Raw genomic sequence first — 23,062 nt, forward strand, 5'->3', positions numbered from 1 at the left:
CCCTCCCACAAACCCTCGGCAAACCCTATTTCTTGGCGGCGGCGTCGCCGGTGGCGGCACCGTGCAGCTTGATCTCCACCTTCTCTTCCAGCCCGGCGTAGTATTCCTGGAGGATCTTGACCACCTCGGGACGGGAGAAGTGCGGATCCAGCTCGCCGCCTTCGCTCAAGGTCTTTCGGACCATGGTTCCGGAAAGGATGAGCCGGTCTTCTTTGCCGTGCGGGCAGGTGCGCATGGAGGCCATGCCGTCGCACTTGAAGCACCAGAAGGTCCAGTCGATCTTGAGCGGCTTGGTGACCAGGGCGTCTTCAGGGATCTCGTCGAAGATCTTCTGGGCGTCGAACGGGCCGTAGTAGTCGCCCACACCGGCGTGGTCGCGGCCCACGATGAGGTGGCTGCAGCCGTAGTTTTGACGGAAAACGGCATGGAGAAGCGCTTCGCGGGGACCGGCATAGCGCATTTCCGCAGGATAACCGCCCACCACCACGGTGTCCTTCACGAAGTAGTTGTCCACCAGGGCGCCGATGGCCTTCTTGCGCACATCCGCCGGAATGTCGCCGGGTTTCAGTTTGCCCAGCAGCTGGTGGATGTAGACGCCGTCCATCACCTCCACGGCAATCTTGCAGAGATATTCGTGGCTGCGGTGCATGGGGTTGCGGGTCTGGAAGGCCGCCACCCGGGACCAACCCTTGGCGTCGAAAATGGCGCGGGCTTCCGCCGGCTTCTGGTAGGTGCCGGCGAAGACTTCGGGATAGAAGGATTCGCTGATGACCTTCACCGGACCGGCCAGGTTGATCTCCTTCTGGGCCATGACCTTGGCCACCCCGGGATGGCCTTCGGCGTCCGTGGTCCAGAAGACCGACTTGCACTCGTGTTCCTTGTCGATGGTGTACTTTTCCGTGACCTTCATGGTGCCGAGGATCTGATCGTTTTCCTCGTCCCAAAGGGCCACTTCTTCGTTGGGACCGATGCTGTCGGCCAGGGCCTTATCGGCGGAAAGGGTGATGGGAATGGGCCAGAAGGTGCCGTCGGCCATCTTGTACTCATCACAGACGCCCTTCCAGTCGTCGTAGCCCATGAAGCCTTCCAGGGGCGTAAAGGCGCCGATGCCCAGCATCACCAGGTCCGAGGCCTCGCGGCTGGTCATGGGAACCTTTTTCAAGGTCTTGGCCTTTTCGATTTCGGCCTTGAGCTCGTCGCCTTCCAGCAGGAGCGGTTTGAGCTTTCTTTCTTTTCCATGGGGAGGAACCAGTTTGGACATGACCTTTTCTCCTCTTTCATTGTTGGGTATTTGAACCATCCGCAAGAGGCGGCACTCCAGCTTGTGCAATCTGTAGCAAGGTGATTATAGGGAAGGGCCACCCCTTGTCAAGTGAAAATGTACGCAAGTGCACGCGCTTCACGACACTTACGTACCGCGCATCCCATGGGAAAAAGACGGCTCCGCGCCCTAGGCTTTGGCCCCTTCCAGCGCGCCCTTCAGGCGATCGCGCTCCTTTTTTGCTTCGGCCAGATCCCTTTCCAAGGCGATCCTCGCCGGGTCCTCGGGGGAAAGCTCTGCGATCTTTTTCTCAAGCTCCTCCACGCGCCGAATGCTTTGGTAAAGCTCGGCGGCCAGTGCCCTCAGAGTCATCGTTCATCCTCGGTGTGTGGGGAAATCGGTTCTCGCTCCCAAGCGGAGCTGAAGCATTTTGTGGATTCATACACCAAAGGGGCAAGAAAGTCAGCCCCTTTCGTGAAAAAGATGTCGATCACACGCCGTGTTTCGACAGGACGCCGGCGAATCCCAAAAGAGCTTTCTGTCCAGGAGGGCGACAAAGCCGCGGGGCGGGGCCTCCTTCTTCAAGGGGACTGGCACCCCTGCTAGCCTCGGCCCGCCAGATAGGTCTCGTAGGCCGACAGGAACTTTTCCACGACGGCCGGCGGCAGACGGAGTCGGTAGCCATCGGAAGGGATTTTGGCTTTTCTCAGGGCGGGATTGAGACGTCGGAGGTCTTTCGACGGGATGCCGCTCCATTTGGCCACCTGGCCGAGGCTGAGCGGTTGTTGCACCCATACGGTGGTGAAGGCCCACACGGGCAGGAAGCGGGGCCGATCGAAGCCGTAGCGGTCCAAGTCCCGGCAGATGTGAACAGCGGCCATGATTTTGGGCACATAGAAACGGGTCTGCTTGGGCAGGGCCCGCCTTTCCCGAAGCTCCCAAAAGTCATAGGTCCCGTGGCGGCGAATGGCGCGGCGTACTGTTCCGGCTCCTGCATTGTAGGCTGCCAGGGCCAGCTCCCAGGAGCCGAACCTGTCGTACAGTTTTCGCAAATAGACGGCGGCGGCCTGCGTGGACCGGAGAGGATCCAGCCGCTCGTCCACATACGCGTCCACGCGCAGTCCCAGGGACCGGGCGGTGGCCGGCATGAGCTGCCAGAAGCCGGCGGCACCCGCCGAGGAGCGGGCCTTGCCCTTGAAGTGACTTTCCACGAGAACCACGTAAACCAGCTCGGTGGGTACGCCCATTACATCCAGGATCTCCGCCATCAAGGGCAGGTAAGGCCAAGCTCGATCCAGGGATTCCTGGAATCCTTTTTTCCATTTTCCGGTAAAATAACCCACATACCGTTCCACCAGGGGGTGGTCGGGCACCTGAAAGCCGCGCCGGCCCAGCAGGGTTTCCTCGGGAACGGGGACGGCCTTGGCGGAGGGAAGATTCTTGTGAAGGGGGACTGCCGCCATCCGGAGCGGGGCACTCTCTTTGTACGGAGAGCCGATGAATGGGGAGGGCATCAGAAGGATGGGGCCTTCCTGAGTACCCGCCCACGCAAAATTCGCTCCCGACCCGAGAAGCAAAGTCACCACCAGGATCGCGACGCCCATTTTCGGTGTGGCGGCAGCCTTTTCCGCTGTACCCTTGCGGTGGTACCGCAGATGGAGCGCCATGGTTTCTCCTTGATCTTGCTTAATTTCTTGGGAAAACCGCCCCGAGGGCGGCTTGCCCATTTTCTCCGCGCTCTATTAGCAGCCGACTGCCGGGACTGACAAATGCCGTTTCGAGCCGTCTTGGATTGTTTTCAATCATTTTTAGAAGAAGGGCGGTTTTACCGCGATGGTTGTCATCGGCTTTCAATACAAAGGAACTGGGGCCGCAGGTGGGATTCCCGGCAGGACGGCCGGCTTAGAATTCTTCATCTTTCCGCCTCATCCCTTTAGCATACGGGATAGGACGGAATCGGTCGCTCCGAGCCGAAGAAAGGATGCGCCATAGGGAGGAGGCATGAAAAGGAAAGGAATCGACCCTGTTCGGGGAAAAAGGGACGGCCTGCTTTGGGGGTGGACGGCTTTTTGTGTGGCTGTGTTCTCCTGGGCCACCTGGGGACTCGCTCGGGAAGATCCCTTTATAAAGACCTGGTACTACTGTCTCGCCTGGTGGCCCTACATCCTGGCTTCGGAAGCCCTGCTTCGATGCACCGGCGGCCGCTCCCGGCTCTTTGAAAGGCCCGGCGAGTTCCTGGCTCTTCTCCCGCTTTCCGTCTCCCTTTGGGTTTTGTTCGAGGCGGCCAATTTTCGCTTGGAAAACTGGCATTATGTGGGACTTCCCGCGTCGCGGCTCACGCGCTGGTGGGGCTACTGGATTGCCTACGCCACAGTGCTGCCGGGACTTTTCGTGACCGCCCGCATGCTGGAGCATTGGGGAGGCCAGCGTTGGATCCCCCGTTGGAAGTTCGTTCCCAAAGGGTGGACGTTGCGTCGGGCCAGGGAACTTCAGGCGCTGGGCCTTTTGTGTGTTTTGGCCTCTTTGATTCTGCCCCGCTTTGCCTTTCCACTGATATGGATCGGATTCTTTCTACTGTTGGATCCTCTGAACGCACACCTTGGCGGACGATCCCTCCTGCAAGAATGGGAGAATGGCGACTACGGGAAGACATTCCTCATCCTGGCCGCCGGCCTGATCTGCGGCCTCCTGTGGGAACTTTGGAATTACTGGGCGGGTTCCAAGTGGGTCTATACGGTTCCTTGGGTGGGGCAGGTGAAACTTTTCGAGATGCCCGTCCTGGGCTTTCTCGGCTTTCCGCCGTTTGCCCTGGAGTGCTTCGCCATGGTGGAATCCGTACGCCTTGGGTGGTTGCGCCTCCAGGACCGGTTTCCGCCCTCGGCTCGCAGACTCCTTCTCCTGAGTGCGTTCCTGCTGAGCCTCGTTTGGGATTTCCTCGTTTTTGTGGGGATTGACCGTTTCACCGTCAGGAGCTGGACGCCTTGACCGGGATCGAGGGATCCTTTATGGTTCGGCGCTCCCTTGCGGGGGAATTCGAACGAGCGGAGGAAGACCGGCATGACGAAAAGGGCTTTCAAGGGGACGGAAGCACCCGGTCCGGCGGTGCTGATCAGCCTGGGGTGCGCCAAGAACCTGGTGGACAGTGAAATTCTGGCGGCACAGATCCAATCCCTGGGCTATCCCCTGACGGAGGCGGCCGAGGAGGCCGAGCTCATCGTGGTCAATACCTGCGGCTTCCTGGAAAGTGCAGTCCAGGAGGCCGTGGAGCACATCCTGGATCTGGCCCGGTTGAAGGAAGAGGGAGGGTGCCGGCATCTGGTGGCCGTGGGCTGCATGGTGCAACGCTATGGGAGGAAGCTCCCGGACCTGTTGCCCGAAGTGGACCTTTTTCTGGGAACATCCCAATATCATCGGTTTGCCGAAATCTTCCGGCGGTTCCTGGAAGGATCCTCGCCCAAGGTGTTCTTGGAGCGCCCCACCTATCTTCTGGATGCCCGAATGCCCCGGCTTCGCTCCACCGCACCCCACACGGCCTATATGAAGATCGCCGAAGGATGCAGCAATCGCTGCTCCTTTTGCATCATTCCCAAATTGCGAGGGCCTTACCGCAGTCGGACTGTGGAGGATGTGGCGCGGGAGGCCCGCGAGCTGGCGGACGAAGGAGTGGTGGAGATCAATCTGATTGCCCAGGATACCACCGCGTTCGGCAGCGACCGGGGCGAGGTCGGGGCTCTGATTCGGCTTTTGGAGGCCTTGGAAGCGGTGGACGGATTGCGCTGGGTGCGCCTCCTCTACGCCTACCCCCACCGCATCCACGAGGATCTGTTGAAGGCCATGGCGGCCGGCCACAAGGTGGTCCCCTACCTGGACATTCCTTTTCAGCACTCGGTGCCGCGGATCCTGCAGGCCATGCATCGCGTGGACCTGGGCCGGCGTCCCGAAGAAATCGTGGAACGCATCCGGAAGCATCTCCCCCAAGCAGCGCTTCGCACCTCCCTCATGGTGGGCTTTCCGGGGGAAACGGAAAACGACTTCCGGGCCCTTTGCCGTTTTGTTCGGGACACGGAATTCGACCATGTGGGAGTCTTCGCCTTTTCCCCGGAAAAGGGGTGCGGGGCGGCTTCCCACCCGGACCAGGTGCCCGATCCCATAAAAGAGGCAAGAAAAGAGGCCCTGATGGCGATCCAGCAGGAGGTGTCGCGAAGGAAGCTGGCGGCCCTGGTGGGACGCCGGTTGCCCGTCCTGGTGGAAGGGCCGCACCCGGAGACGAACCTTCTGGCGGTGGGGCGTCTGCCCACCCAGGCGCCCGAGGTGGACGGGCAGGTGATCATCACGGAAGGGGAGGCGACGGTGGGGCAAATCGTTTCCGCCGAGATCGTGCGTTCCCACGACTACGACCTGGAGGCCCGTTTGGTCCCCTAAGAGCTTGTCCGAGAACTCCGTAAAGCGTCACTCCCGCGCAAGCAGGAGTCCATAGGTTCCCAAGAATCCTGGATCCCCGCCTTCGCGGGGATGACGGATGGGCGTTGAACCAGGTAAATTTGCCGTTGTCAGACAAGCTCCCAGGAGGCTGTCCGAGAAAGTCGCGGATGATCTCTTTTCTCGTAGCGCAGCCCTTTAGGGCTGCGGAGGAACCCCCGAACGTTGCATGGGCCATCGCGCATTTCCTGTCACTTCAAGCAGTTGCTATGGCCCTTTCCGCGGGGCTGAAGCCCCACAGCTGCGAAAGATGTCAGATCCATTAAAGACGGCTGCTCAAAAACGCATTGACCTTCTGCCAGTGGCTCCAGGTTGAGTCCCGTCCGGCCAAACTCTTTGACACGTCTGCCTTTTTTCGATATGAACCGGAGCGTCTGCTGGAAAGCGAAAGCGGCTGGAACCGGGAGGTGATACCGGTTCGGGCCCCTAGAGGTTTGGAGGCTCCGTCTTCTTGTCGGGAAAGCGAACGTGATCGGAAACCCATCCCCCGCCCCTGCCGATGCCCTCAGCGCCGAGGCCCTCAAGGCCCGCATCTACGGAAACATTCGTTCGGACCTGGAAAGAATCGAAACGGCTCTTCAGCGCCATCTCAGTTCCTCCGTGCCGCTGGTGGAGGTGGTGGGGCGCTACATCGTCAACAGCGGGGGAAAGCGTCTGCGGCCGCTTCTCATGATCCTGTCCGCGCGGCTCTGCGGCTACCAGGGAACCGAAGAGGTGGATCTGGCGGTCGCTTTCGAGTTGCTCCATGCCGCCACGCTCCTCCATGACGATGTGGTGGACAATGCCGAGATTCGCCGCCAACAGCCCGCCGCCAACACCCTCTGGGGAAACCCGGCGGTGGTGCTCATCGGAGACTTTCTCTATTCCCAGGCCATCCGAACGACCGTCCGTTACGGGGATCTGCGCATACTGGAAGTTTTCTCGGCCACCACCACCCGCATTGCGGAGGGCGAGGTCTTGCAGCTCATCCACTCGGACGACCTGGAAACGGACGAGGCCGCCTACATGGAGGTGATCACCCGAAAGACAGCGGACCTCATGACCGCCGCGTGCCGGATCGGCGCCATCTACGCCGGGGCCGGACCCGAGGAGGAAACGGCTCTGCGGGACTTCGGGCACAATCTGGGCATCGCCTTTCAGCTGACGGACGATGCGCTGGACTATGTGGGCACTGTGGGTGAGCTGGGAAAGCCGGTGGGAAACGATTTGCAGGAAGGCAAGGCCACCCTGCCGCTCATCCACGCCCTGACCAAGGCCGACGAAGGCCAGCGCGACCTCATCCGCAGGATCTTTCTGTCCGAGACGGCCATCCGAAAAGAGCAGATCGAAGCGGTTCAGAGACTGGTGCTGGATTTGGGGGGCGTGGACTACACCTTCCAGCGGGCCGCCGGGCATCTGGAACGAGCCCGGGAAAGCCTGGAGATTTTCGCCGACGGTCCTGCCAAATCCACGCTCCTGGACATCACCGACTATGTTCTGTGCCGCCGCTCCTGAGGGACCTTCGGCGGCCGTTCCCGTCCTTGTCTCCTCTTTCACGTCGTGATAAAGGTTGCCACGATCTGTGCCGATAACCTCGCCCGGCGCGCGGGGTTTTCTTTGCGAAAGGAAGAGGCGCGTGGCGGACCCTTTTCTGCACGAGGATTTCACGACCTACTGCCCTTTGTTCTTGTCCCTGAAGGACCGGCGTTGCCTGGTGATCGGCGGCGGGACGGTGGCGGAGCGGAAGGCCCGTCGACTGCTGGAGCACGGGGCCTGCGTGGAGGTGGTGGCCCAACGTCTCAATGCCTGGTGGAGGGAGCAGGCCTCCCGGGGAAAGGTGCACTGGATCGCCACCGGCTACGAGCCCCATCAGCTGGAGGGAGCGGCCCTGGTTTTCGCCGCCACCAGCGACCGCGCCTTGAATCGCCGGGTGGCTGAAGATGCCCGGAGCCGGGGGGTATGGTGCAACATGGCCTCCGACCCCCGGTGGGGGTCCTGCCTGGTGCCGGCCTCCTTCCGGCGGGGGCCGCTGACCGTCGCGGTGAGCACGGCCGGCCTGAGCCCCGCCGTGGCCCGGTTGGTCCGGGAAAGGCTGGAAAGGGAATTCGGGCCGGAATGGGAGGTCTATCTGCACTTTCTCGGGAGGCTGCGGCGGGCGGTCCAGGCGCGCAGCGCCGATTCCGAGCGGAACCAGGAATGGTTTCGAGCCGTGGTCCAATTGCCCATCCTGGAATGGATTCGACAAGAGCGCTTCCGGGAGATTCCGGTGGCGGTGAGCCGCGTGGGCGGCGGAGTGCTGGGGGAGCCTGAAATCGAGCGGGAATGGGAAGCGGCATGGAAAGCGTCCTTCTGACCCTGGCGGTGACCTTCTATTGCGTGGGGACCGTGGGGTATCTCATCTTTCTTGTTCGGGACCGGGAGGGGGTGCACAAGGCGTCCTGGAGCGTGCTTGTGGCGGGAGCCCTGTGCCACGGGGCGGCCATCGTCCTGCGTTCCCTGGAAAAGGGGCACCTGGCGGTCACCACCAGTCCGGAGGCCCTGTCCTTTTTTGCGTGGTTCCTCGTCCTCGCCTACCTGATTCTTTCCCAGCGCTTGAGGTTGCGCATCCTGGGGAGCTTCGTCTCTCCGTTGGCGGCGGTCTTCATGTTCGGATCCACCCTGCTGCCCACCCGGTTCATCCCTTCAGGGTCCCTTTTCAAAAGCACCTGGGTGGTGGTCCACGTGGCCGCCCTTTTCGCCGCCAATGCCCTTTTCGCCGTGGCCTTCGCCGCGGCCATCATGTACCTGCTCCAGGAACGGGCCATCAAGCAAAAGCGGCTGGGGCACCTCTACGCGCGGCTGCCGTCGCTGGAACGGCTGGATCGGATCAACCACATCTGCCTGCTCATCGGGTTTCCGCTCATGACCGTCGGCCTGCTGGCCGGCTTCCTCTATGCCAGCACCGTCTGGAAGTCGCCGTGGAACTGGGACCCCAAGGAGATCTTCGCCCTCCTGACCTGGTTGATCTATGCCGTGCTGCTCCATGAACGGCTGGCCGTGGGCTGGAGGGGGCGCCGCGCCGCCTGGCTGGCCATTTTCGGATTTTCCGCCGTGCTCGTCACCTTTCTCGGGGTGAACCTCTTTTTGGAGGGGCACCACACGATCTTTGTCGAATAAGAGGTCAGCGCCATGGACATCTATCTCATCGGCATGAACCATAAGACGGCGCCCGTGGCCCTGAGGGAACGCCTCGCCCAGGTGTGTCGCCTGGACCAAAGCCCCCTGGAAAAGGTCCGCCAGTGCCGGGCGGTGGATGAGCTCTTCTACCTGTCCACCTGCAACCGGGTGGAATTTCTCTTCACCACGTCCGACGGTGGCCGGGCGCTGGAGGAGGTGCGGGAGCTCATGTTTGCCCACGTGGGGCTGCCCCGGCCTCAGCTGGAAGCCCACACCTACGTGCACCACAACCTGGAGGCGGTGCGCCACCTGTTCCGCGTGGCCTCCAGCCTGGATTCCATGGTGGTGGGAGAGCCCCAGATCCTGGGCCAGATCAAGGACGCCTACCGGGAGGCCACCCGCCACAAGACCGTGGGCGTGGTTCTCAACCGCCTGCTGCACAAGACCTTTTCCGTGGCCAAACGGGTCCGCACGGAGACCAACATCGGCTGCCATGCCGTTTCCATCAGCTATGCCGCCGTGGAACTGGCCCGGAAGATCTTCGGCGAACTGAAGGACAAGCGGGTCCTGCTCATCGGCGCCGGGGAAATGGCGGAACTGGCCGCTCAACACCTGTTGGCGCAGGGGGTCCGGGACATGGTGGTGGTCAATCGGACCCTGGCCCGGGCCATGGACCTGGCCGCCCGGTTCCGCGCCTCCACGGCCCCCTTCGAGAACCTTCCGGAGACGCTCCTGGATGTGGATATCGTGGTCAGCTCCACCGGGGCGGTGGAACCCATCGTGACCTATCGGGACCTGAAGCCCAGGATGCGCCGCAGGAAGAACCGGCCGCTCTTTTTCATCGACATCGCCGTGCCCCGGGACATCGATCCGGAAGTGAACCGGCTGGACAACGTGTATCTCTACGACATCGACGATCTGAAGGGCATTGTGGACCTCAACCTCACGGAGCGGCGCCAGGAGGCCCAGAAGGCGGAGCACATCATCGAATCGGAGACCTTCCGCTTTCACCAGTGGCTTCAGACCCTGGACGTGGTGCCCACCATCATCGCCCTGCGCCGCAAGGCGGAAGCCATCCGCCAGGCGGAGCTCAAGAAGACCTTTTCCCAGCTTCCCGACTTGGGAGAAAAGGAACGACGGGCCATCGCCGTCTTGACGGACTCCATCCTCCGAAAGATGCTGCACGACCCCATCGTCTTCCTCAAGAACAAATCCACGCGGGAATCCAAACGGCTCTTTGTGGACTTCACCCAGCAGCTCTTCAACCTGAACGAAGAGCGGGGGCAGTCCGCCCCGTCCCTTGACTCCGGAGAAGGATAGTGATATGAGCAAATTAACTGCTTGAAACATAAGGGAAAGTCGTTTCCATGGCAGACATCATTGAATTCGGCAGGCGGTGCGAAAGCCTCAAATCCGAGAAGGACGCGGAGGTCCGCCGGCGCAAGGTGGAGGCCCTGCGCAAGATCTTTCAGTGCACCCGGTGTGCCTTCAAGTGCGCCAAATGCGGAACTCAGCTGGACGAAGGCGATCGAATGGACGGAAAGTATGCCGGTCCGTATCCCTTCTGCCGCACCTGCCAAGAGGAATACATGGAGTATCGGGCCAGGCGGGACGGTGTCCAGGACCGCCCCAGGTATTACTGGCACAACAGCCTGTGGATGCAGGTGTGGGACAGCTGGCTGGAGCACCAGCGGGTGCTGGACCAATACCGACGGAGCAAGGAGTTCCTGCAGTTAGTGCAGGAAGTGGAAGATCTTCTGGGAAAATAATTGAGAAGAAGGAGCCCTCCCATGATTGGTGGAATCGGAATGCCTGAACTGCTCGTGATCCTGGTGATCGTGCTGATTATCTTCGGGGCGGGAAAGCTGCCCGAGATCGGCGCCGGTCTCGGCAAGGGCATTCGAAATTTCAAGAAGGCGACGCAAGAGGCCGAACTGCCTGAGCAGAAGGCGGAACCGGTGGAAAAGATCGAATCCGCCCAGGCCTCGGCGGAATCGGAGAAGAAAGCGAGCTGAAAGCCCGAAATCGGACGGCGGATTGGGTGTTCGGACCGACCCGGGACAGTTCTTGACGTGAAATGGAACCGCGAATGAACGCGAATAGACGCAAATGAGTCTTATCCGTGATCGTTCAGTGGAAGGACGGGGCGACGGAAGGTCGCCCCGTTTTTGTTTAGAAGGGAATGTCGTCGTCCGGCGGAGTGGACATCTCGGGGAGCGCGTCGGGAAACGGAGCGTCGCTGTTCGTCTTGGGGCCTCCCTGGGTTCTTTGGTAGGAGCCCTGGGGCGCCTGGGTTCCCTCGGCGGCGTCCCGCCCGCTGTCCAGAAAGCCCACGTCGGATGCCACGATCTCGGTGGTGTAGCGGCGTACCCCCTGGGCATCCTCCCACTGGTTGGTGCGGAGCCGGCCCTCCACGTACACCAGCCGGCCTTTGGCCAGGTAATTGCCGCAGGCTTCCGCCTGCTTGCCGAAGACCACGATGCGGTGCCATTCCGTCCGGTCCTCCCAATTGCCTTCACCCACGGGTACTCGTTCGTTGGTCGCCAGGTTGAAGCGGACCACGGGAGTGCCGCTTTGGGTGTAGCGGATGTCGGGATCGGCTCCCAGACGGCCGATGAGAATGACTTTATTCATTGTTTTGGCCATGATGTCCCCCGTGTAAGGTATGTGAAAACATTGGCGCCTATTTGCGCCCATTCGTGGCCTTCGTTGGAACTGGTTCTCTATATCATAGGATGCCGATGGCCAACAAGACAGCGTTGACTCGGGGGGTGAAAGTGGCTACACTCTCGTCCTGGACAAAATTTGCAATCTTTTTTAGGCACTTATAAAAAAGATGGGAGCGCCCATGCGCTATCTCCGAACCGCCCTCTTCTACCTCATGCTGCTGGTTTCAACCGTTGTCATGGGTCTGTGCGCCATCGGCATCGTGCTCCTCACCCGCCGGAGCGACTGGGCCCATTTGTGCGGCCGGATCTGGGGAAACCTCAATCTTTGGGCCGCCGGGGTCCGGGTGGATGTGATGGGCTTGGAGCGGCTCAAGCCCTACCGACCGGCGGTCTATGCCGCCAACCATCAGAGCTGGTTCGATATCTTCACCATTCTCGGCAAACTTCCCGTCCAGTTCCGGTGGTTGGCCAAGGAAGAGCTCTTCAGGATCCCCCTGTTCGGTCATGCCATGCGAATGATCGGCTATATTCCCATCGATCGGGCGGATCGGAAAAAGGCCTTCGAGAGTCTGGAAGAAGCATCCCGGCGGGTGCGCGAGGGAACGTCCATCGTCATCTTTCCGGAAGGCACCCGCAGCAGGGACGGCGTGATCCAGCCCTTCAAGAAAGGGGGCATCATCCTGGCCATCAAATCGGGGCAACCCATTGTCCCCGTCGGCTTGAGCGGCTCCCACGCCATCCTGCCCAAGGGCGGGTGGCTGGTCCGGCCGGGGCGCATCCGCATGACCATCGGGGATCCCATCGAAACGGCGGGATTCACCATGGAGGACCGGGATGAGGTGATCTTTCTGGTGCGCGAAGCCATCCGCAAGTATCTGACAGTTCGGGAAGGCGGCGTCCTGGAGGCGGAATCCACGGATACGGAGGTTCGTTCGGCGGCATCATGAATCCCATGGAACCCTCCCGTTTGCCCCTCAAGGTCGTTCCGCTGGGCGGCTTGGGTGAGATCGGCCTCAACATGATGGTCGTGGAATACGGCGACACCATCGTGGTGGTGGATGCGGGCCTCATGTTTCCCGAAGAGGACATGCTGGGCATCGACATCGTCATCCCGGACTTCACCTACCTTCGGGAGAACCGCAACAAGGTGCGGGCCCTGGTGGTCACCCACGGCCATGAGGATCACATCGGGGCCATTCCCTTTCTCATCCGGGAGTTTCCCATCCCCATCTACGCCACCCGCCTCACGCTGGCCCTCGTGGAGGAAAAGCTGAGGGAGCACAAACTGCTGGAAAGAACCGTCCTGCACACGGTGCGTCCCCGGGACGTCTTCTCCATCGGCCCCTTCGACATCGAGTGCATTCAGGTCTGCCACAGCATCCCGGACGGTGTGGGCCTGGCCATCCGAACGCCCCAGGGAGTCCTCATCCATTCGGGGGATTTCAAACTGGATCAAACCCCCATCGACGGGCGACGCTTGGATGTGGCTCGTTTCGGCCACTACGGGGAGCAGGGCGTCTTGGCCCTCTTTTCCGATTCCACCAACGTGGAAAGGGAAGGCTACACCCTGTCGGAAAAGGACATCGGACACACCTTTCGGGAGATCTTCCGGGAGTGTACGGGGCGGATCATCGTGGCCGTCTTTGCCAGCAACCTGCACCGCATTCAGCAGGTGCTCCATCTGGCCCGGGACTTCGACCGGAAGGTCTTTTTCAGCGGCAAGTCCATGGTGACCAATGTGCGGATCGCCCGGGAGCTGGGCTATCTGGATTTCGACCCGGAAAACGAGGCCACCTTGGCCGAATTGCAGCGCCTCCCGGACCATCGTGTGCTCATGCTCACCACGGGCAGCCAGGGCGAGCCCATGAGCGCGCTCACCCGCATGGCCTTCAACGTGCATCGGAAGCTGTCCATCAAGCCGGGGGACACGATCATTTTGAGTTCCAAGTTCATACCCGGCAATGAGCGGGCCATCCAGAACATCATCAACCACCTGTACCGGCAGGGTGCGGAGGTCATCCACGAACAGGTCAAGGACATTCATGTGAGCGGCCACGCCTACCGGGAAGAGCTCAAGATGATGCTCAACCTGGTGCGCCCCACCTATTTTGTGCCCATCCACGGGGAATACCGGCATCTGGTGAAGCACAAGCAGCTGGCTCAGCAGGTGGGGCTTCCGCCGGAAAACTGCTTCATCGTGGAAAACGGCGACGCCGTCACCTTCGTGGACGGCCGGGCGGCCGTTCACAAGCAGGCGGAAACGGGCCGGGTCTTCGTGGACGGCAAGGGCGTGGGAGACGTGTGTGACCTGGTCCTTCGGGACCGGCGCCATCTGTCCGAGGACGGGATGGTCCTGGTCACGCTGGTGATCAACAAGGAGCACCGGGAGGTGCTCAACGGGCCCGACGTGGTGAGCCGCGGCTTCATCCTGGAAGAAACCAAGCCGGAGATCCTGGAAGGGGCCCGGTGCCTCATCCTCGATCTGCTGGAGCGCTACCAGGCGGAAGGGGAGATGATGGACTGCGGGGATTTTCAGCTGGAGATCCGCCGCGAACTGAAGCGCTTTTTCCAGAAGGTGCTGGAACGGCGCCCCTTCATCTATCCCATCGTTGTGGAAATTTAGGAAAGATTCCCCGTGGAACACAAGAAGCGAGAGATTTGGGCCCTGGTCATCCTGACGGTCACCGTCCTGGTGGGGTGCAGCCTGGTGTCCTTCGATCCGGCGGATCCCACCTTTTTCGGATCGTCCGCCGGCCATGGCTCACCGCACAACTGGGTGGGGGCCTTGGGAGCCAACCTGGCCTGGTGTCTCTTCTTTCTTTTGGGCGTGGGGGCCTATGCGCTGCCGGCCGTGGGCCTGTGGCTCGGCTATGCCTTCCTTCGCGGACAGGACCCCCTGCCCTATGGCCGACTCCAGGTCCTGGGCCTCGCCCTGCTCCTTTTGAGCCTCATCGGCCTGGCCGCCCTCCACGGCTCCAGAATCACCTTCCTGGGGGCCCAGGTGCTGGCCGGCGGCCAGATCGGGGCGCTCATGGCCGCCTTTCTTCGAGACCGGGTCAATGACCTGGGTGCCCATGTCCTCCTGGGAAGCCTCTTTCTCATCTCCCTGATCCTTTCCACGCCCTTTTCCCTGAAAGCCGCCGGAAGAAAGTTTCTCGATCTTTTTCGCTGGATCGGCGGCAAGATCGTTTCGTTGCCACCGCTGAGATCCCCGGGGAATCCCCGGGAAGAAAGATCGGCCGTGCGGATTACGAAGGCCAAATCCCAGGCGACCGGGAAAAAGCGGCAGACGTCCCCGAACCCTGAGCCGCCCGCCGCCGTTCGTCCCCAGCCCCCCAAGGACGACAAGCCGGTGCAGCTGGCCGCGGTTTCCGGACGGTATGCTCTTCCCGCCATCAACCTTCTGGACTTCTACGACGCCGAGGACGCCCAGCCCGATCCCACCCTGTTGGAGGAGAAGGCCCGCGTGCTGGAAGAAAAACTGGCCGATTTCGGGGTGCAAGGCCAGGTGGTGGGCATCAGCCCGGGCCCCGTGATCACCATGTACGAATACGCCCCGGCGCCGGGCATCAAGATCAGCCGCATCGTGGGCCTGGCCGACGATCTCTCCATGGCCCTCCGGGCCGAGAGCGTGCGGGTGGTGGCCCCCATCCCCGGAAAGGCGGCCATCGGGATCGAGATCCCCAACGAACGGCGGGCAGCCGTTTCCTTGCGCTCCATCATCGAATCGAAACCCTTCGCATCGTCCACCTTTCCACTTACCCTCGCCCTGGGAAAGGACATCACCGGCCAGCCGGTGGTCACCAACCTGACGCGGATGCCGCACCTGCTCATCGCCGGCGCCACGGGAACCGGAAAATCCGTGTGCATCAACGCCATGCTCCTGAGCCTGCTCTACCGGAACACCCCCGAGACGCTTCGGCTGCTCATGATCGATCCCAAGCGGATCGAACTGAGCAGTTACGAGAAGATCCCCCATCTGCTCCATCCCGTGGTGACGGAGCCCAAGATGGCCACCCGCGCCCTCCGCTGGGCGGTGCAGGAAATGGAACTGCGCTACAAGCTGCTGGCGGACAAGAACGTTCGCAACATCGAAAGTTACAACCGGCTGATGAGCAAGGCGGACCCGCGCAAGGACAGCCGCCCGGAACCCGCCGAGACGGAAAACGGGACCGTTCTGGACCACCACCACCTGCCCTACATCGTGGTGGTGATCGACGAGCTGGCGGATCTCATGATGGTGGCCTCCCGGGAAGTGGAAGAATACATCACGCGGCTGGCCCAGATGGCCCGGGCGGCGGGGATCCACCTGATCCTGGCGACCCAGCGCCCGTCGGTGGACGTTCTCACCGGGATCATCAAGGCCAACATCCCGACCCGCATCTCTTTCCAGGTGTCTTCCAAGGTGGATTCCCGGACGATCCTGGACACCAACGGGGCCGAGACCCTTCTGGGGGCGGGCGACATGCTCTTCATGCCGCCGGGGACGGCCAAGCTCCAGCGGATCCAGGGCGCCTTCGTCTCGGACGCGGAAGTGCAGAGGGTCACGTCCTTCTGGAAGGGCCAGCAACTGGGTGACGATCCCATGGCGGATCGGGTGAATTTCGAGGATGCGGGTGTGGCCCAGGACATTCCCGACGATGAACTGGACGAGAAATACGAGGAAGCCGTCCGACTGGTGGTGGAAACCCGGCAGGCGTCCATTTCCATGATCCAGCGCCGGCTTCGAATCGGCTACAACCGGGCGGCCCGCATGATCGAGATCATGGAGCAGCAGGGCATCGTGGGACCCTCGGACGGCAGCAAGCCCCGGGAGGTCCTGGTCCCCAAGGACGGCTTCGAATCGTAAGAAGCACCCGGAAGGTCTCATGAACCGAAAACTATACGGAATCGGACTTTGCGCCTCTCTCGCTCTGTGGGCGTTCCTTGCCGCAAGTCCTGCGCCCATTTCGGCGCAAACATCCGCCCAGGCCACCGCGCAGGACCTCCTGCGCCTGACCGAAGAGCGCTATCGCAACGTCCGGGCCTACACGGCGGACTTCGTCCAGTGGACCACCTCCGTGGCGGCTTCCAGCATCACAACGGAAGCCCGCGGCACCTTCTATTTCCAAAAACCCCAACGGATGCGGTGGGAATATACGGAACCGGACCGGCAGGTGTTCGTTACCGTCGGGGACGTGGCCTGGCTCCACGTGCCGGAAGAAGACCAGATCTCTCTGTTCGACGCCGACCAGATGCGCCGGTCGCCCATCATGCGTACCCTGCTGGAAGGAACCTTCGATCTCCAGGATTCCTTCGAGGTCAGCATGGACGCCGACGCCTCCACCGACGAAAGCGCCGTCCTGATCCTGAGGCCCCGGGAAGAGGATCCGCAGGTCCAGTCCCTGCGCCTGTGGATCCGCACCGAAGATTACCTGGTTTGGCAGATGGAGGTTCGGGACGCCCTGGGGAACGTCAATCGCCTTCGCTTCACCCATCACCGGGAGATGGCTTCCCTGCCTTCCGCGCTCTTTCAATTCAGCGTCGGGCCGAACACGCTGGTGATCGACCCGTCGGGACGCAAACTGGAACCGGAAGAAATTTCGGCCCTCCAACGGGCCGTATCCCCATAGAGAAAGGAAGTCACAATGACGGAATCCCGAAATCTTGTGGATGCCATCCGGAAGCTCAAGGAGACCCGCAAGGCCATCATCCTGGCCCACAACTACCAGCCCGCGGAGATCCAGGAAGTTGCCGATCTTACCGGTGATTCCCTGGAATTGAGCCGTCAGGCGGCGGAAACCGATGCCCAGGTGATCGTCTTTTGCGGCGTGCACTTCATGGCGGAGACGGCGGCCATCCTCAACCCCGATAAGGTCGTGCTGCTGCCCAACATCCAGGCCGGATGCGCCATGGCCGACATGATCAACGCCCGGGACGTGCGGCGTGTGGCCGAAGAGCATCCCGGCGTGCCCATCGTCACCTACGTCAATTCCACGGCGGAAGTGAAAGCGGAAAGTACGATCTGCTGCACGTCAGCCAACGTGAACAGCGTGGTGGCTTCCTTCACGGACGCGCAGACCCTCTACCTGATCCCGGATCAGAACCTGGCCTTGTATGCGGCCCGGCACACATCCAAAAAGATCCTCTACTGGAAGGGCTACTGCCCGGTCCATCACAACCTGACGGCGGAGACGGTCCGCTCGCGCAAGAAGCAGTATCCGAAGGCCGTCTTTCTGGCCCACCCGGAATGCCGGCCGGAAGTCCTGGAGCTGGCCGACGTGGTCACCAGCACCTCGGGCATGCTGCGCTATGTGCGGGAAAGCGACCGCGACACCTTCATCATCGGGACCGAAGTGGGAATCCTGCACCCCATGCGACGGGACAATCCCGGAAAGACCTTCCTGCCCGTCTCCGAAGACATGGTGTGTCCGGACATGAAGAAGACCTCCCTGGAGGATGTGCTTCGAAGCCTGGAGACCCTCTCGCCCCGCATCCAGGTGCCGGAGGAGGTCCGGGTGCGGGCCCTGCAGGCCGTGGAACGCATGTTGGCCATTTGAAGCCGCGGAGGAAACATGACGAAGGGGGGTTCGGCAACCCGGCCCGTGGTGGCCCTGACCATGGGGGACCCCAGCGGCGTGGGCCCGGAGGTGCTCGTGCGGGCGCTTTCCGACCCCATGGTCGGCGAGTGCTGCCGCCCGTTGGTGCTGGGGGATCTGACCGCTCTGGAGCGTGCGGCCCGCCTGGTGGATGTCGCCCTTCCCTTCCGGCCGGTGGGCGATGTGAGAGAAATCCGGCCCGGGGAAAGGGGGATCCCCGTCTTTCGACCCTCCCGGCTCGAAGAAGGCCAGATCCCCTACGGGCGTCCTTCGGTCGAGGCCTGCCGAGCCACCATCGGCTACATCGAGGCGGCCGTCCACCTGGCCCTGGAGGGGCGCGTGGCCGCCGTGGTGACGGGCCCCATCAACAAGGAAGCGCTGCACAGAAGCGGTTTTTCGTTTCCCGGCCACACCGAGTTTCTCCAGCACCTGTGCGGCACCCCCCGGGTGGTGATGATGCTGGCGGGGCCGCGGCTGCGCGTGGCGCTGGTGACCATCCACTGCGCCCTGCGCGAGGTGCCCGAACGTCTTACGGCCGCCGCCGTCGAAGAGACGATCCGCATCACCCTGGAAGCCCTCCGAAGGGACTTCGGCATTCCACGACCCCGGCTGGCCGTGGCGGGTGTCAATCCCCATGCCGGTGAGGCCGGCCGGTTCGGAACAGAGGAGAAGGAACTCATCGAGCCGGTGGTCCGGTCCCTGGATGCCGTCTGCGGGCCCGGGTGCGTGCTGGGACCTTATCCTCCGGACACCGTCTTCACCCGGGCCTATCACGGGGAGTTCGACGCCGTGGTGGCCATGTATCACGACCAGGGGCTCATCCCCGTCAAGCTGGTCCACTTCGATGAAGCCGTCAACGTGACGCTGGGCCTTCCCATCGTTCGAACCTCCGTGGATCACGGCACGGCCTACGACATAGCAGGTCAGGGGAAGGCCCGGGCGTCCAGCCTCATCCACGCCGTCCGGACCGCCGTCTCCATGGCGCGTTTTCGGTCCCTTGCGCAAGCGGGCATACCCGGCTGACGATCTGGGCCGTTCCTGTACCGTTCCAAATGGATGCAGGAACGGGCCGAGCCCTCACTGAGCGGTCCCTGCGGGCGGGCGTAAAGCCCGCCCCTGCGAAAGAGGATGAACCCCAAGAGTAGGGGCGGGGTTTATCCCCGCCCGCGATAGCGTGCGGGGATAGGGAAACCCCATGAAAGAGAGGCTCCTTTCAAGTTATGGACGAACGGCCGGCGGGGATGACGGCCATGACGAGGGAAGATGAAGGACTCGGGCGGCTGATCCGCATCCGGGGGGCCCGTCAGCACAACCTGAAGAACATCGACCTGGATCTTCCCAAGGACTCCCTCATCGTGGTGACGGGCGTGAGTGGATCCGGCAAGTCCACGCTGGCCTTTGACGTCCTGCACGCGGAAGGATGCCGCCGCTATCTGGATGCGTTTCTTCCCGCCTCCAGATTCGCCTTCGGGGCTCCCTGGCGCCAGGAAAGACCGGACGTGGACGTCATCGAGGGACTCAGCCCCACGGTGGCCATCCAGCACAGGCGTCTTCCGGCCGATCCCCGGTCCACCGTGGGAACGGTCACGGAGATCAGCGATTTTCTGAGGATCCTCTATGCCCGGCTGGGCACGGTCACCTGTCCCGCCTGCCGCGTTCCCATCCGCGCCCACACCATTCCCGAGATGGTGCAGGAGGTTCAGCGCCTCCCCGAAAAGAGCCGCCTTCTCGTTCTGGCGCCGCTGGCTCCCGTGACGGCCGCCGATCTGGGAAAGACCCTCGTGCGCCTCCGCCGGGAGGGGTTTGCCCGGGTCCGGTTCGAGGGATGGGTGCATCTCCTGGCCCCCCTTCCCACTCTCCCCAGGCGAAGCACCTACGATCTTCAAGTGGTGGTGGACCGGCTGGTGGTCACAAGGGACGCGGCGCGCAGGCTGGCCGATTCCCTGGAACTGGCCGCTCAGCTGGGTCGGGGGACGGCCGGTGTGGCGGTCCTGGACGGCGGAGAGGTCTACTTTTCCCAAAACCGGGTGTGCGGCCGGTGCGGGTGGGAAGCCCCCGAGCCCACGCCGCAGCTCTTTTCCCACTTTCATCCGGAGGGCGCATGCCCGAGTTGCCAGGGGTTGGGTTATGGGCAGAAGGCGAAGCCCGCCAGGGGGAAGTCTTCGGCAGAGGAGGCACCCCACTGGGAGGGTGAGCCCTGCGGGTCCTGCAAGGGTTCGCGCCTGAACCAGCGGGCGCTCTCCGTTCTGCTGGACGGGTGCTCCTTCGGGGAGGCGGGTGCCCTGGATCTCCCGGCCTTTCGCCGATGGATGGAAAACCTTTCGGTGGAGCCCGCCAAGGAAGCGGTGGCGTCCGGACCCCGCCGCGAAATCCTCCGGCGGGTGGACGCCCTTCTCGATCTTGGGCTGGACTATCTCCATATCGGCCGGGGGGCCGGCACCCTTTCCAGCGGAGAAGCCCAGCGGTTGCGTCTGGCCCAGCAGCTCAACACCCCCCTGTCCGGCGTGCTCTATCTGTTGGATGAACCCAGCGTGGGCCTTCACGCGCGCGATCGTGAACGCCTTCTGCGGACGCTTTTTCGATTTCGCGATGCCGGGAACACGGTGCTTCTGGTGGAACACGACCTGGAGGTGCTTCGGTGGGCGGACCACGTGGTGGACCTGGGCCCAGGCGGCGGAACCGAAGGGGGGAGGGTGCTCTACAGCGGCCCTCCGGAGGGGATCGTGCGCTGCGAAGGGTCCCTCACCGGCCGATACGCCGGCGGTGCCAAGAAGCTCGGGTTTGAGAGGGTTTCGTCTTGGGCGGCGCAAGGCCATGGCGTTTTGCGCCTGACGGGAGCGAAGGGGCGCAACCTGAAAAACCTCAGCGTGGCTTTCCCTCTGGGGCGGCTCACGTGTGTGACCGGCGTCTCCGGATCGGGAAAGACGAGCCTGGTGAGGGACACCCTCTACCCGGCGGTCCGAAACCGGCTGCACCGAGGGAACATGCCGGAGCTTCCCTATAACGGACTGGAGGGTTGGGAGGATCTTCAAGGCGTGTTCCGGATCGACCAGGCGCCCATCGGAACCACGCCCCGGTCCACGCCGGGGACCTACACCGGGGTCTTCGACCTCCTACGAAACCTCTTTGGGAATCTTCCGGAAGCGAAGGCCAGGGGATACCGTGCGGAGCGTTTCTCCTTCAACACCAAGGGAGGTCGCTGCGAGGCGTGCCAGGGGGAGGGGCGGCAGAGGATCGACATGGTTCTGCTGCCGGACGTGTTTGTGACGTGCCCGGCCTGCGGGGGGAGTCGCTACGAGGAGGCCACCTTGGAGATTCGGTTCAAGGGCTATAGCATCGCCGACGTGCTTCACATGACCGTGGCACAGGCCCTGGAGGTTTTCCAAAATCTGCCGGCCATCCGAAACCGCTTGCAGATCCTTTCGGATGTGGGGCTCCATTATCTCCAGCTGGGGCAGCCCGGAAACACGCTTTCGGGCGGGGAAGCCCAACGGGTGAGGCTGGCCCGAGAGCTGGGGTGTCGCGTGAAGGGCCAGACCCTGTACATCCTGGACGAACCCACACGCGGGCTCCATATCCACGATGTGGAAAAACTCCTGTGGATCCTGCGCCGGCTGGTGCAGCAGGGACACACGGTCATCGTCGTGGAGCACCATGTGCCCTTCATCGGTTGCGCGGATCACGTGATCGACCTGGGGCCGGAGGGCGGACCGGAAGGGGGCCGGGTGGTGGCGGAGGGGCCGCCTCGGGTGCTGGCTGAAAAGGGCGGGTCCCACACGGCACGGGCCCTGGCGAGGTTCTTCCGTACCCTTTAGACGCCTGTGGACAGGTGGTAGGCGATGCAGTCCAGCTTGATGGTGAAATCCACGTTTTCCACGTGACAGCAGTCGGGGACCTGGATCTGCACAGGGGCGAAGTTGAGGATCCCGTTGATGCCCGCCAGGATGAGCTGATTGGCGACGCTTTGAGCGGCGCCGGCGGGCGTGGCGATGACGCCGATGTGCACGTCACGCTCGCGTACCACGTCTTCCAGCTCATCCACGTGGTTGACGATCAGTCCGTTGGGAAGCTTCTTTCCCACCTTCTGGGGATCCACGTCGAAGGCCGCCGTGAAGATGTAGCCGTGCTTGACGAAGTTTCCGTGGCGGATGAGGGAGGAGCCGATGTTGCCGAGTCCCACCATGGCCAGGTTCCAGGTGCGGCTGAGCCCGAGGATGTCCTTGATCTGATTGACCAGATCCGCCACATGGTAGCCCACGCCCCGAACGCCGAACTCGCCGAAATAGGCCAGGTCCTTGCGGATCTGTGCGGGATTGACCCCACACTGCTTGGCGAGCCGCTCGGACGAGATCACCTCCACATCCTCTTCCAACAGCTCCTGGAGCGTGCGCATGTAAATGGACAGGCGGTTGATGGTCGCCATGGGGATCTTGGCAAATTTCATCCTCAACCCTCATCGGTGGTCTGGTGGTCCTGGTTGATACCTGTGCATTTCGGCCGCAAAGGGGCCGGAGTTGTGCGTCTGTTCACATGGCCTCTCTGAAAAGAAGGCCGAATCATGGGAAAAAGATGGGACCGGGCCCCGGATGGGGCCCGATCCTCTAACGATTCAGCCTTGATGTCACCGTTGCTTAGTGGGCGGCCAGCCCCACGAAGCCCTGGATGAGCTTGGAGACGGGGTTGGCGTAGATGAGGATCAGGGCGATGACGAGAGCGTAGATACACAGCGACTCGATCATGGCCAGACCGATCATCATGGTCACGGTGATCTTACCGGAAGCTTCAGGGTTGCGCGCCACGCCTTCCACCGAGCTCTTGATGGCCATGCCCTGGCCCAGGCCCGTTCCAAACGCGGCGATGGCGATTCCGAAGCCGGCGGCGACGGCGGAATACATGAAGAAGCGAATGCCTTCCACCTTTTCAGCCGCGCCGGCATCCGC

21 protein-coding genes are annotated in these 23,062 nt (G+C 62.4%); 15 read left to right on the forward strand and 6 right to left on the reverse strand.

Annotated features, from left to right (window positions below):
• Positions 1–25: 25 nt before the first annotated feature.
• The 3 genes from sat to BUB04_RS11575 form a co-directional block, all read right to left on the reverse strand.
• The gene (sat, locus tag BUB04_RS11565) at positions 26–1,261 is read right to left on the reverse strand and encodes a sulfate adenylyltransferase (protein WP_073039653.1); all 1,236 of its coding nucleotides are present in this window, start codon (positions 1,259–1,261) and stop codon (positions 26–28) included.
• Positions 1,262–1,450: 189 nt separating this feature from the next.
• Entirely contained in the window at positions 1,451–1,633 is a 183-nt protein-coding gene (locus tag BUB04_RS11570) for a hypothetical protein (protein ID WP_073039655.1), read from the reverse strand.
• Positions 1,634–1,863: 230 nt separating this feature from the next.
• A complete protein-coding gene (locus BUB04_RS11575; RefSeq protein ID WP_073039657.1) occupies positions 1,864–2,928 on the reverse strand; it encodes a lytic transglycosylase domain-containing protein in 1,065 nt (354 codons plus the stop codon).
• A gap of 334 nt (positions 2,929–3,262) precedes the next feature.
• On the opposite strand from BUB04_RS11575, the gene BUB04_RS11580 reads away from it, so the two are divergent.
• From BUB04_RS11580 to BUB04_RS11615, 8 genes are all read left to right on the forward strand, one after another.
• Positions 3,263–4,246 carry a hypothetical protein gene (locus BUB04_RS11580; RefSeq protein WP_073039659.1) on the forward strand — a complete coding sequence of 328 codons (984 nt, stop codon included), beginning with the start codon at positions 3,263–3,265 and terminating at the stop codon, positions 4,244–4,246.
• 72 nt (positions 4,247–4,318) lie between these two features.
• Complete coding sequence (gene rimO, locus BUB04_RS11585; RefSeq protein ID WP_073039661.1) at positions 4,319–5,683, forward strand: 30S ribosomal protein S12 methylthiotransferase RimO; 1,365 nt, start codon at positions 4,319–4,321, stop codon at positions 5,681–5,683.
• Between the two features lie 525 nt (positions 5,684–6,208).
• Positions 6,209–7,234, forward strand: a complete 1,026-nt coding sequence (locus tag BUB04_RS11590; protein WP_245795178.1) for a polyprenyl synthetase family protein — start codon at positions 6,209–6,211, stop codon at positions 7,232–7,234.
• A 121-nt stretch (positions 7,235–7,355) separates the two neighbouring features.
• The gene (locus BUB04_RS11595; protein WP_073039663.1) at positions 7,356–8,072 is read left to right on the forward strand and encodes a precorrin-2 dehydrogenase/sirohydrochlorin ferrochelatase family protein; all 717 of its coding nucleotides are present in this window, start codon (positions 7,356–7,358) and stop codon (positions 8,070–8,072) included.
• Positions 8,054–8,875: a c-type cytochrome biogenesis protein CcsB gene (gene ccsB / locus BUB04_RS11600; protein WP_073039739.1), complete on the forward strand. Its 822-nt coding sequence runs from the start codon at positions 8,054–8,056 to the stop codon at positions 8,873–8,875. The genes BUB04_RS11595 and ccsB overlap by 19 nt, the downstream gene beginning before the upstream one ends.
• A gap of 12 nt (positions 8,876–8,887) precedes the next feature.
• Positions 8,888–10,195 carry a glutamyl-tRNA reductase gene (hemA, locus tag BUB04_RS11605; RefSeq protein WP_073039665.1) on the forward strand — a complete coding sequence of 436 codons (1,308 nt, stop codon included), beginning with the start codon at positions 8,888–8,890 and terminating at the stop codon, positions 10,193–10,195.
• A 47-nt stretch (positions 10,196–10,242) separates the two neighbouring features.
• The gene (locus tag BUB04_RS11610; RefSeq protein WP_073039667.1) at positions 10,243–10,644 is read left to right on the forward strand and encodes a hypothetical protein; all 402 of its coding nucleotides are present in this window, start codon (positions 10,243–10,245) and stop codon (positions 10,642–10,644) included.
• Between the two features lie 21 nt (positions 10,645–10,665).
• Positions 10,666–10,890, forward strand: a complete 225-nt coding sequence (locus tag BUB04_RS11615) for a twin-arginine translocase TatA/TatE family subunit (RefSeq protein WP_073039669.1) — start codon at positions 10,666–10,668, stop codon at positions 10,888–10,890.
• Positions 10,891–11,047: 157 nt separating this feature from the next.
• Here the strand turns inward: BUB04_RS11615 and BUB04_RS11620 are convergent, their stop codons facing one another.
• Positions 11,048–11,509: a single-stranded DNA-binding protein gene (locus BUB04_RS11620; RefSeq protein ID WP_245795179.1), complete on the reverse strand. Its 462-nt coding sequence runs from the start codon at positions 11,507–11,509 to the stop codon at positions 11,048–11,050.
• A 214-nt stretch (positions 11,510–11,723) separates the two neighbouring features.
• Between BUB04_RS11620 and BUB04_RS11625 the strand changes: the two genes are divergently transcribed.
• The 7 genes from BUB04_RS11625 (at position 11,724) to BUB04_RS11655 (ending at position 21,937) form a co-directional block, all read left to right on the forward strand.
• The gene (locus BUB04_RS11625) at positions 11,724–12,491 is read left to right on the forward strand and encodes a lysophospholipid acyltransferase family protein (RefSeq protein ID WP_073039673.1); all 768 of its coding nucleotides are present in this window, start codon (positions 11,724–11,726) and stop codon (positions 12,489–12,491) included.
• Complete coding sequence (locus tag BUB04_RS11630) at positions 12,488–14,167, forward strand: ribonuclease J (RefSeq protein ID WP_073039675.1); 1,680 nt, start codon at positions 12,488–12,490, stop codon at positions 14,165–14,167. The genes BUB04_RS11625 and BUB04_RS11630 overlap by 4 nt, the downstream gene beginning before the upstream one ends.
• A 12-nt stretch (positions 14,168–14,179) precedes the next feature.
• Positions 14,180–16,393, forward strand: a complete 2,214-nt coding sequence (locus tag BUB04_RS11635; RefSeq protein ID WP_073039677.1) for a DNA translocase FtsK — start codon at positions 14,180–14,182, stop codon at positions 16,391–16,393.
• 19 nt (positions 16,394–16,412) lie between these two features.
• Entirely contained in the window at positions 16,413–17,156 is a 744-nt protein-coding gene (gene lolA / locus BUB04_RS11640; protein WP_073039679.1) for an outer membrane lipoprotein periplasmic chaperone LolA, read from the forward strand.
• Positions 17,157–17,171: 15 nt separating this feature from the next.
• Complete coding sequence (nadA, locus tag BUB04_RS11645; protein WP_073039681.1) at positions 17,172–18,083, forward strand: quinolinate synthase NadA; 912 nt, start codon at positions 17,172–17,174, stop codon at positions 18,081–18,083.
• Between the two features lie 15 nt (positions 18,084–18,098).
• Positions 18,099–19,145, forward strand: coding sequence for a 4-hydroxythreonine-4-phosphate dehydrogenase PdxA (gene pdxA, locus BUB04_RS11650; protein ID WP_073039683.1), 1,047 nt, complete (start codon positions 18,099–18,101; stop codon positions 19,143–19,145).
• A 227-nt stretch (positions 19,146–19,372) separates the two neighbouring features.
• On the forward strand, positions 19,373–21,937 hold the full coding sequence (locus BUB04_RS11655; RefSeq protein WP_073039741.1) for an excinuclease ABC subunit UvrA: 2,565 nt from the start codon (positions 19,373–19,375) through the stop codon (positions 21,935–21,937).
• Here the strand turns inward: BUB04_RS11655 and BUB04_RS11660 are convergent.
• The gene (locus BUB04_RS11660; RefSeq protein WP_084076437.1) at positions 21,934–22,566 is read right to left on the reverse strand and encodes a redox-sensing transcriptional repressor Rex; all 633 of its coding nucleotides are present in this window, start codon (positions 22,564–22,566) and stop codon (positions 21,934–21,936) included. The two genes, BUB04_RS11655 and BUB04_RS11660, sit on opposite strands and share 4 nt — an antisense overlap.
• Positions 22,567–22,753: 187 nt before the next feature.
• Positions 22,754–23,029 carry an ATP synthase F0 subunit C gene (atpE, locus tag BUB04_RS11665; protein ID WP_435051097.1) on the reverse strand — a complete coding sequence of 92 codons (276 nt, stop codon included), beginning with the start codon at positions 23,027–23,029 and terminating at the stop codon, positions 22,754–22,756.
• Between the last annotated feature and the right edge of the window lie 33 nt (positions 23,030–23,062).

Source organism: Desulfacinum infernum DSM 9756 (genome assembly GCF_900129305.1).
Taxonomy (GTDB): domain Bacteria; phylum Desulfobacterota; class Syntrophobacteria; order Syntrophobacterales; family DSM-9756; genus Desulfacinum; species Desulfacinum infernum.

Bases quoted from the DNA above. Each gene is read 5' to 3' on its own strand.
- sat (WP_073039653.1), bottom strand. From the start codon at position 1,261: ATGTCCAAACTGGTTCCTCCCCATGGAAAAGAAAGAAAGCTCAAACCG.
- BUB04_RS11570 (WP_073039655.1), bottom strand. From the start codon at position 1,633: ATGACTCTGAGGGCACTGGCCGCCGAGCTTTACCAAAGCATTCGGCGC.
- BUB04_RS11575 (WP_073039657.1), bottom strand. From the start codon at position 2,928: ATGGCGCTCCATCTGCGGTACCACCGCAAGGGTACAGCGGAAAAGGCT.
- BUB04_RS11580 (WP_073039659.1), top strand. From the start codon at position 3,263: ATGAAAAGGAAAGGAATCGACCCTGTTCGGGGAAAAAGGGACGGCCTG.
- rimO (WP_073039661.1), top strand. From the start codon at position 4,319: ATGACGAAAAGGGCTTTCAAGGGGACGGAAGCACCCGGTCCGGCGGTG.
- ccsB (WP_073039739.1), top strand. From the start codon at position 8,054: ATGGAAAGCGTCCTTCTGACCCTGGCGGTGACCTTCTATTGCGTGGGG.
- hemA (WP_073039665.1), top strand. From the start codon at position 8,888: ATGGACATCTATCTCATCGGCATGAACCATAAGACGGCGCCCGTGGCC.
- BUB04_RS11610 (WP_073039667.1), top strand. From the start codon at position 10,243: ATGGCAGACATCATTGAATTCGGCAGGCGGTGCGAAAGCCTCAAATCC.
- BUB04_RS11615 (WP_073039669.1), top strand. From the start codon at position 10,666: ATGATTGGTGGAATCGGAATGCCTGAACTGCTCGTGATCCTGGTGATC.
- BUB04_RS11620 (WP_245795179.1), bottom strand. From the start codon at position 11,509: ATGAATAAAGTCATTCTCATCGGCCGTCTGGGAGCCGATCCCGACATC.
- BUB04_RS11625 (WP_073039673.1), top strand. From the start codon at position 11,724: ATGCGCTATCTCCGAACCGCCCTCTTCTACCTCATGCTGCTGGTTTCA.
- BUB04_RS11630 (WP_073039675.1), top strand. From the start codon at position 12,488: ATGAATCCCATGGAACCCTCCCGTTTGCCCCTCAAGGTCGTTCCGCTG.
- lolA (WP_073039679.1), top strand. From the start codon at position 16,413: ATGAACCGAAAACTATACGGAATCGGACTTTGCGCCTCTCTCGCTCTG.
- nadA (WP_073039681.1), top strand. From the start codon at position 17,172: ATGACGGAATCCCGAAATCTTGTGGATGCCATCCGGAAGCTCAAGGAG.
- pdxA (WP_073039683.1), top strand. From the start codon at position 18,099: ATGACGAAGGGGGGTTCGGCAACCCGGCCCGTGGTGGCCCTGACCATG.
- BUB04_RS11655 (WP_073039741.1), top strand. From the start codon at position 19,373: ATGACGAGGGAAGATGAAGGACTCGGGCGGCTGATCCGCATCCGGGGG.
- BUB04_RS11660 (WP_084076437.1), bottom strand. From the start codon at position 22,566: ATGAAATTTGCCAAGATCCCCATGGCGACCATCAACCGCCTGTCCATT.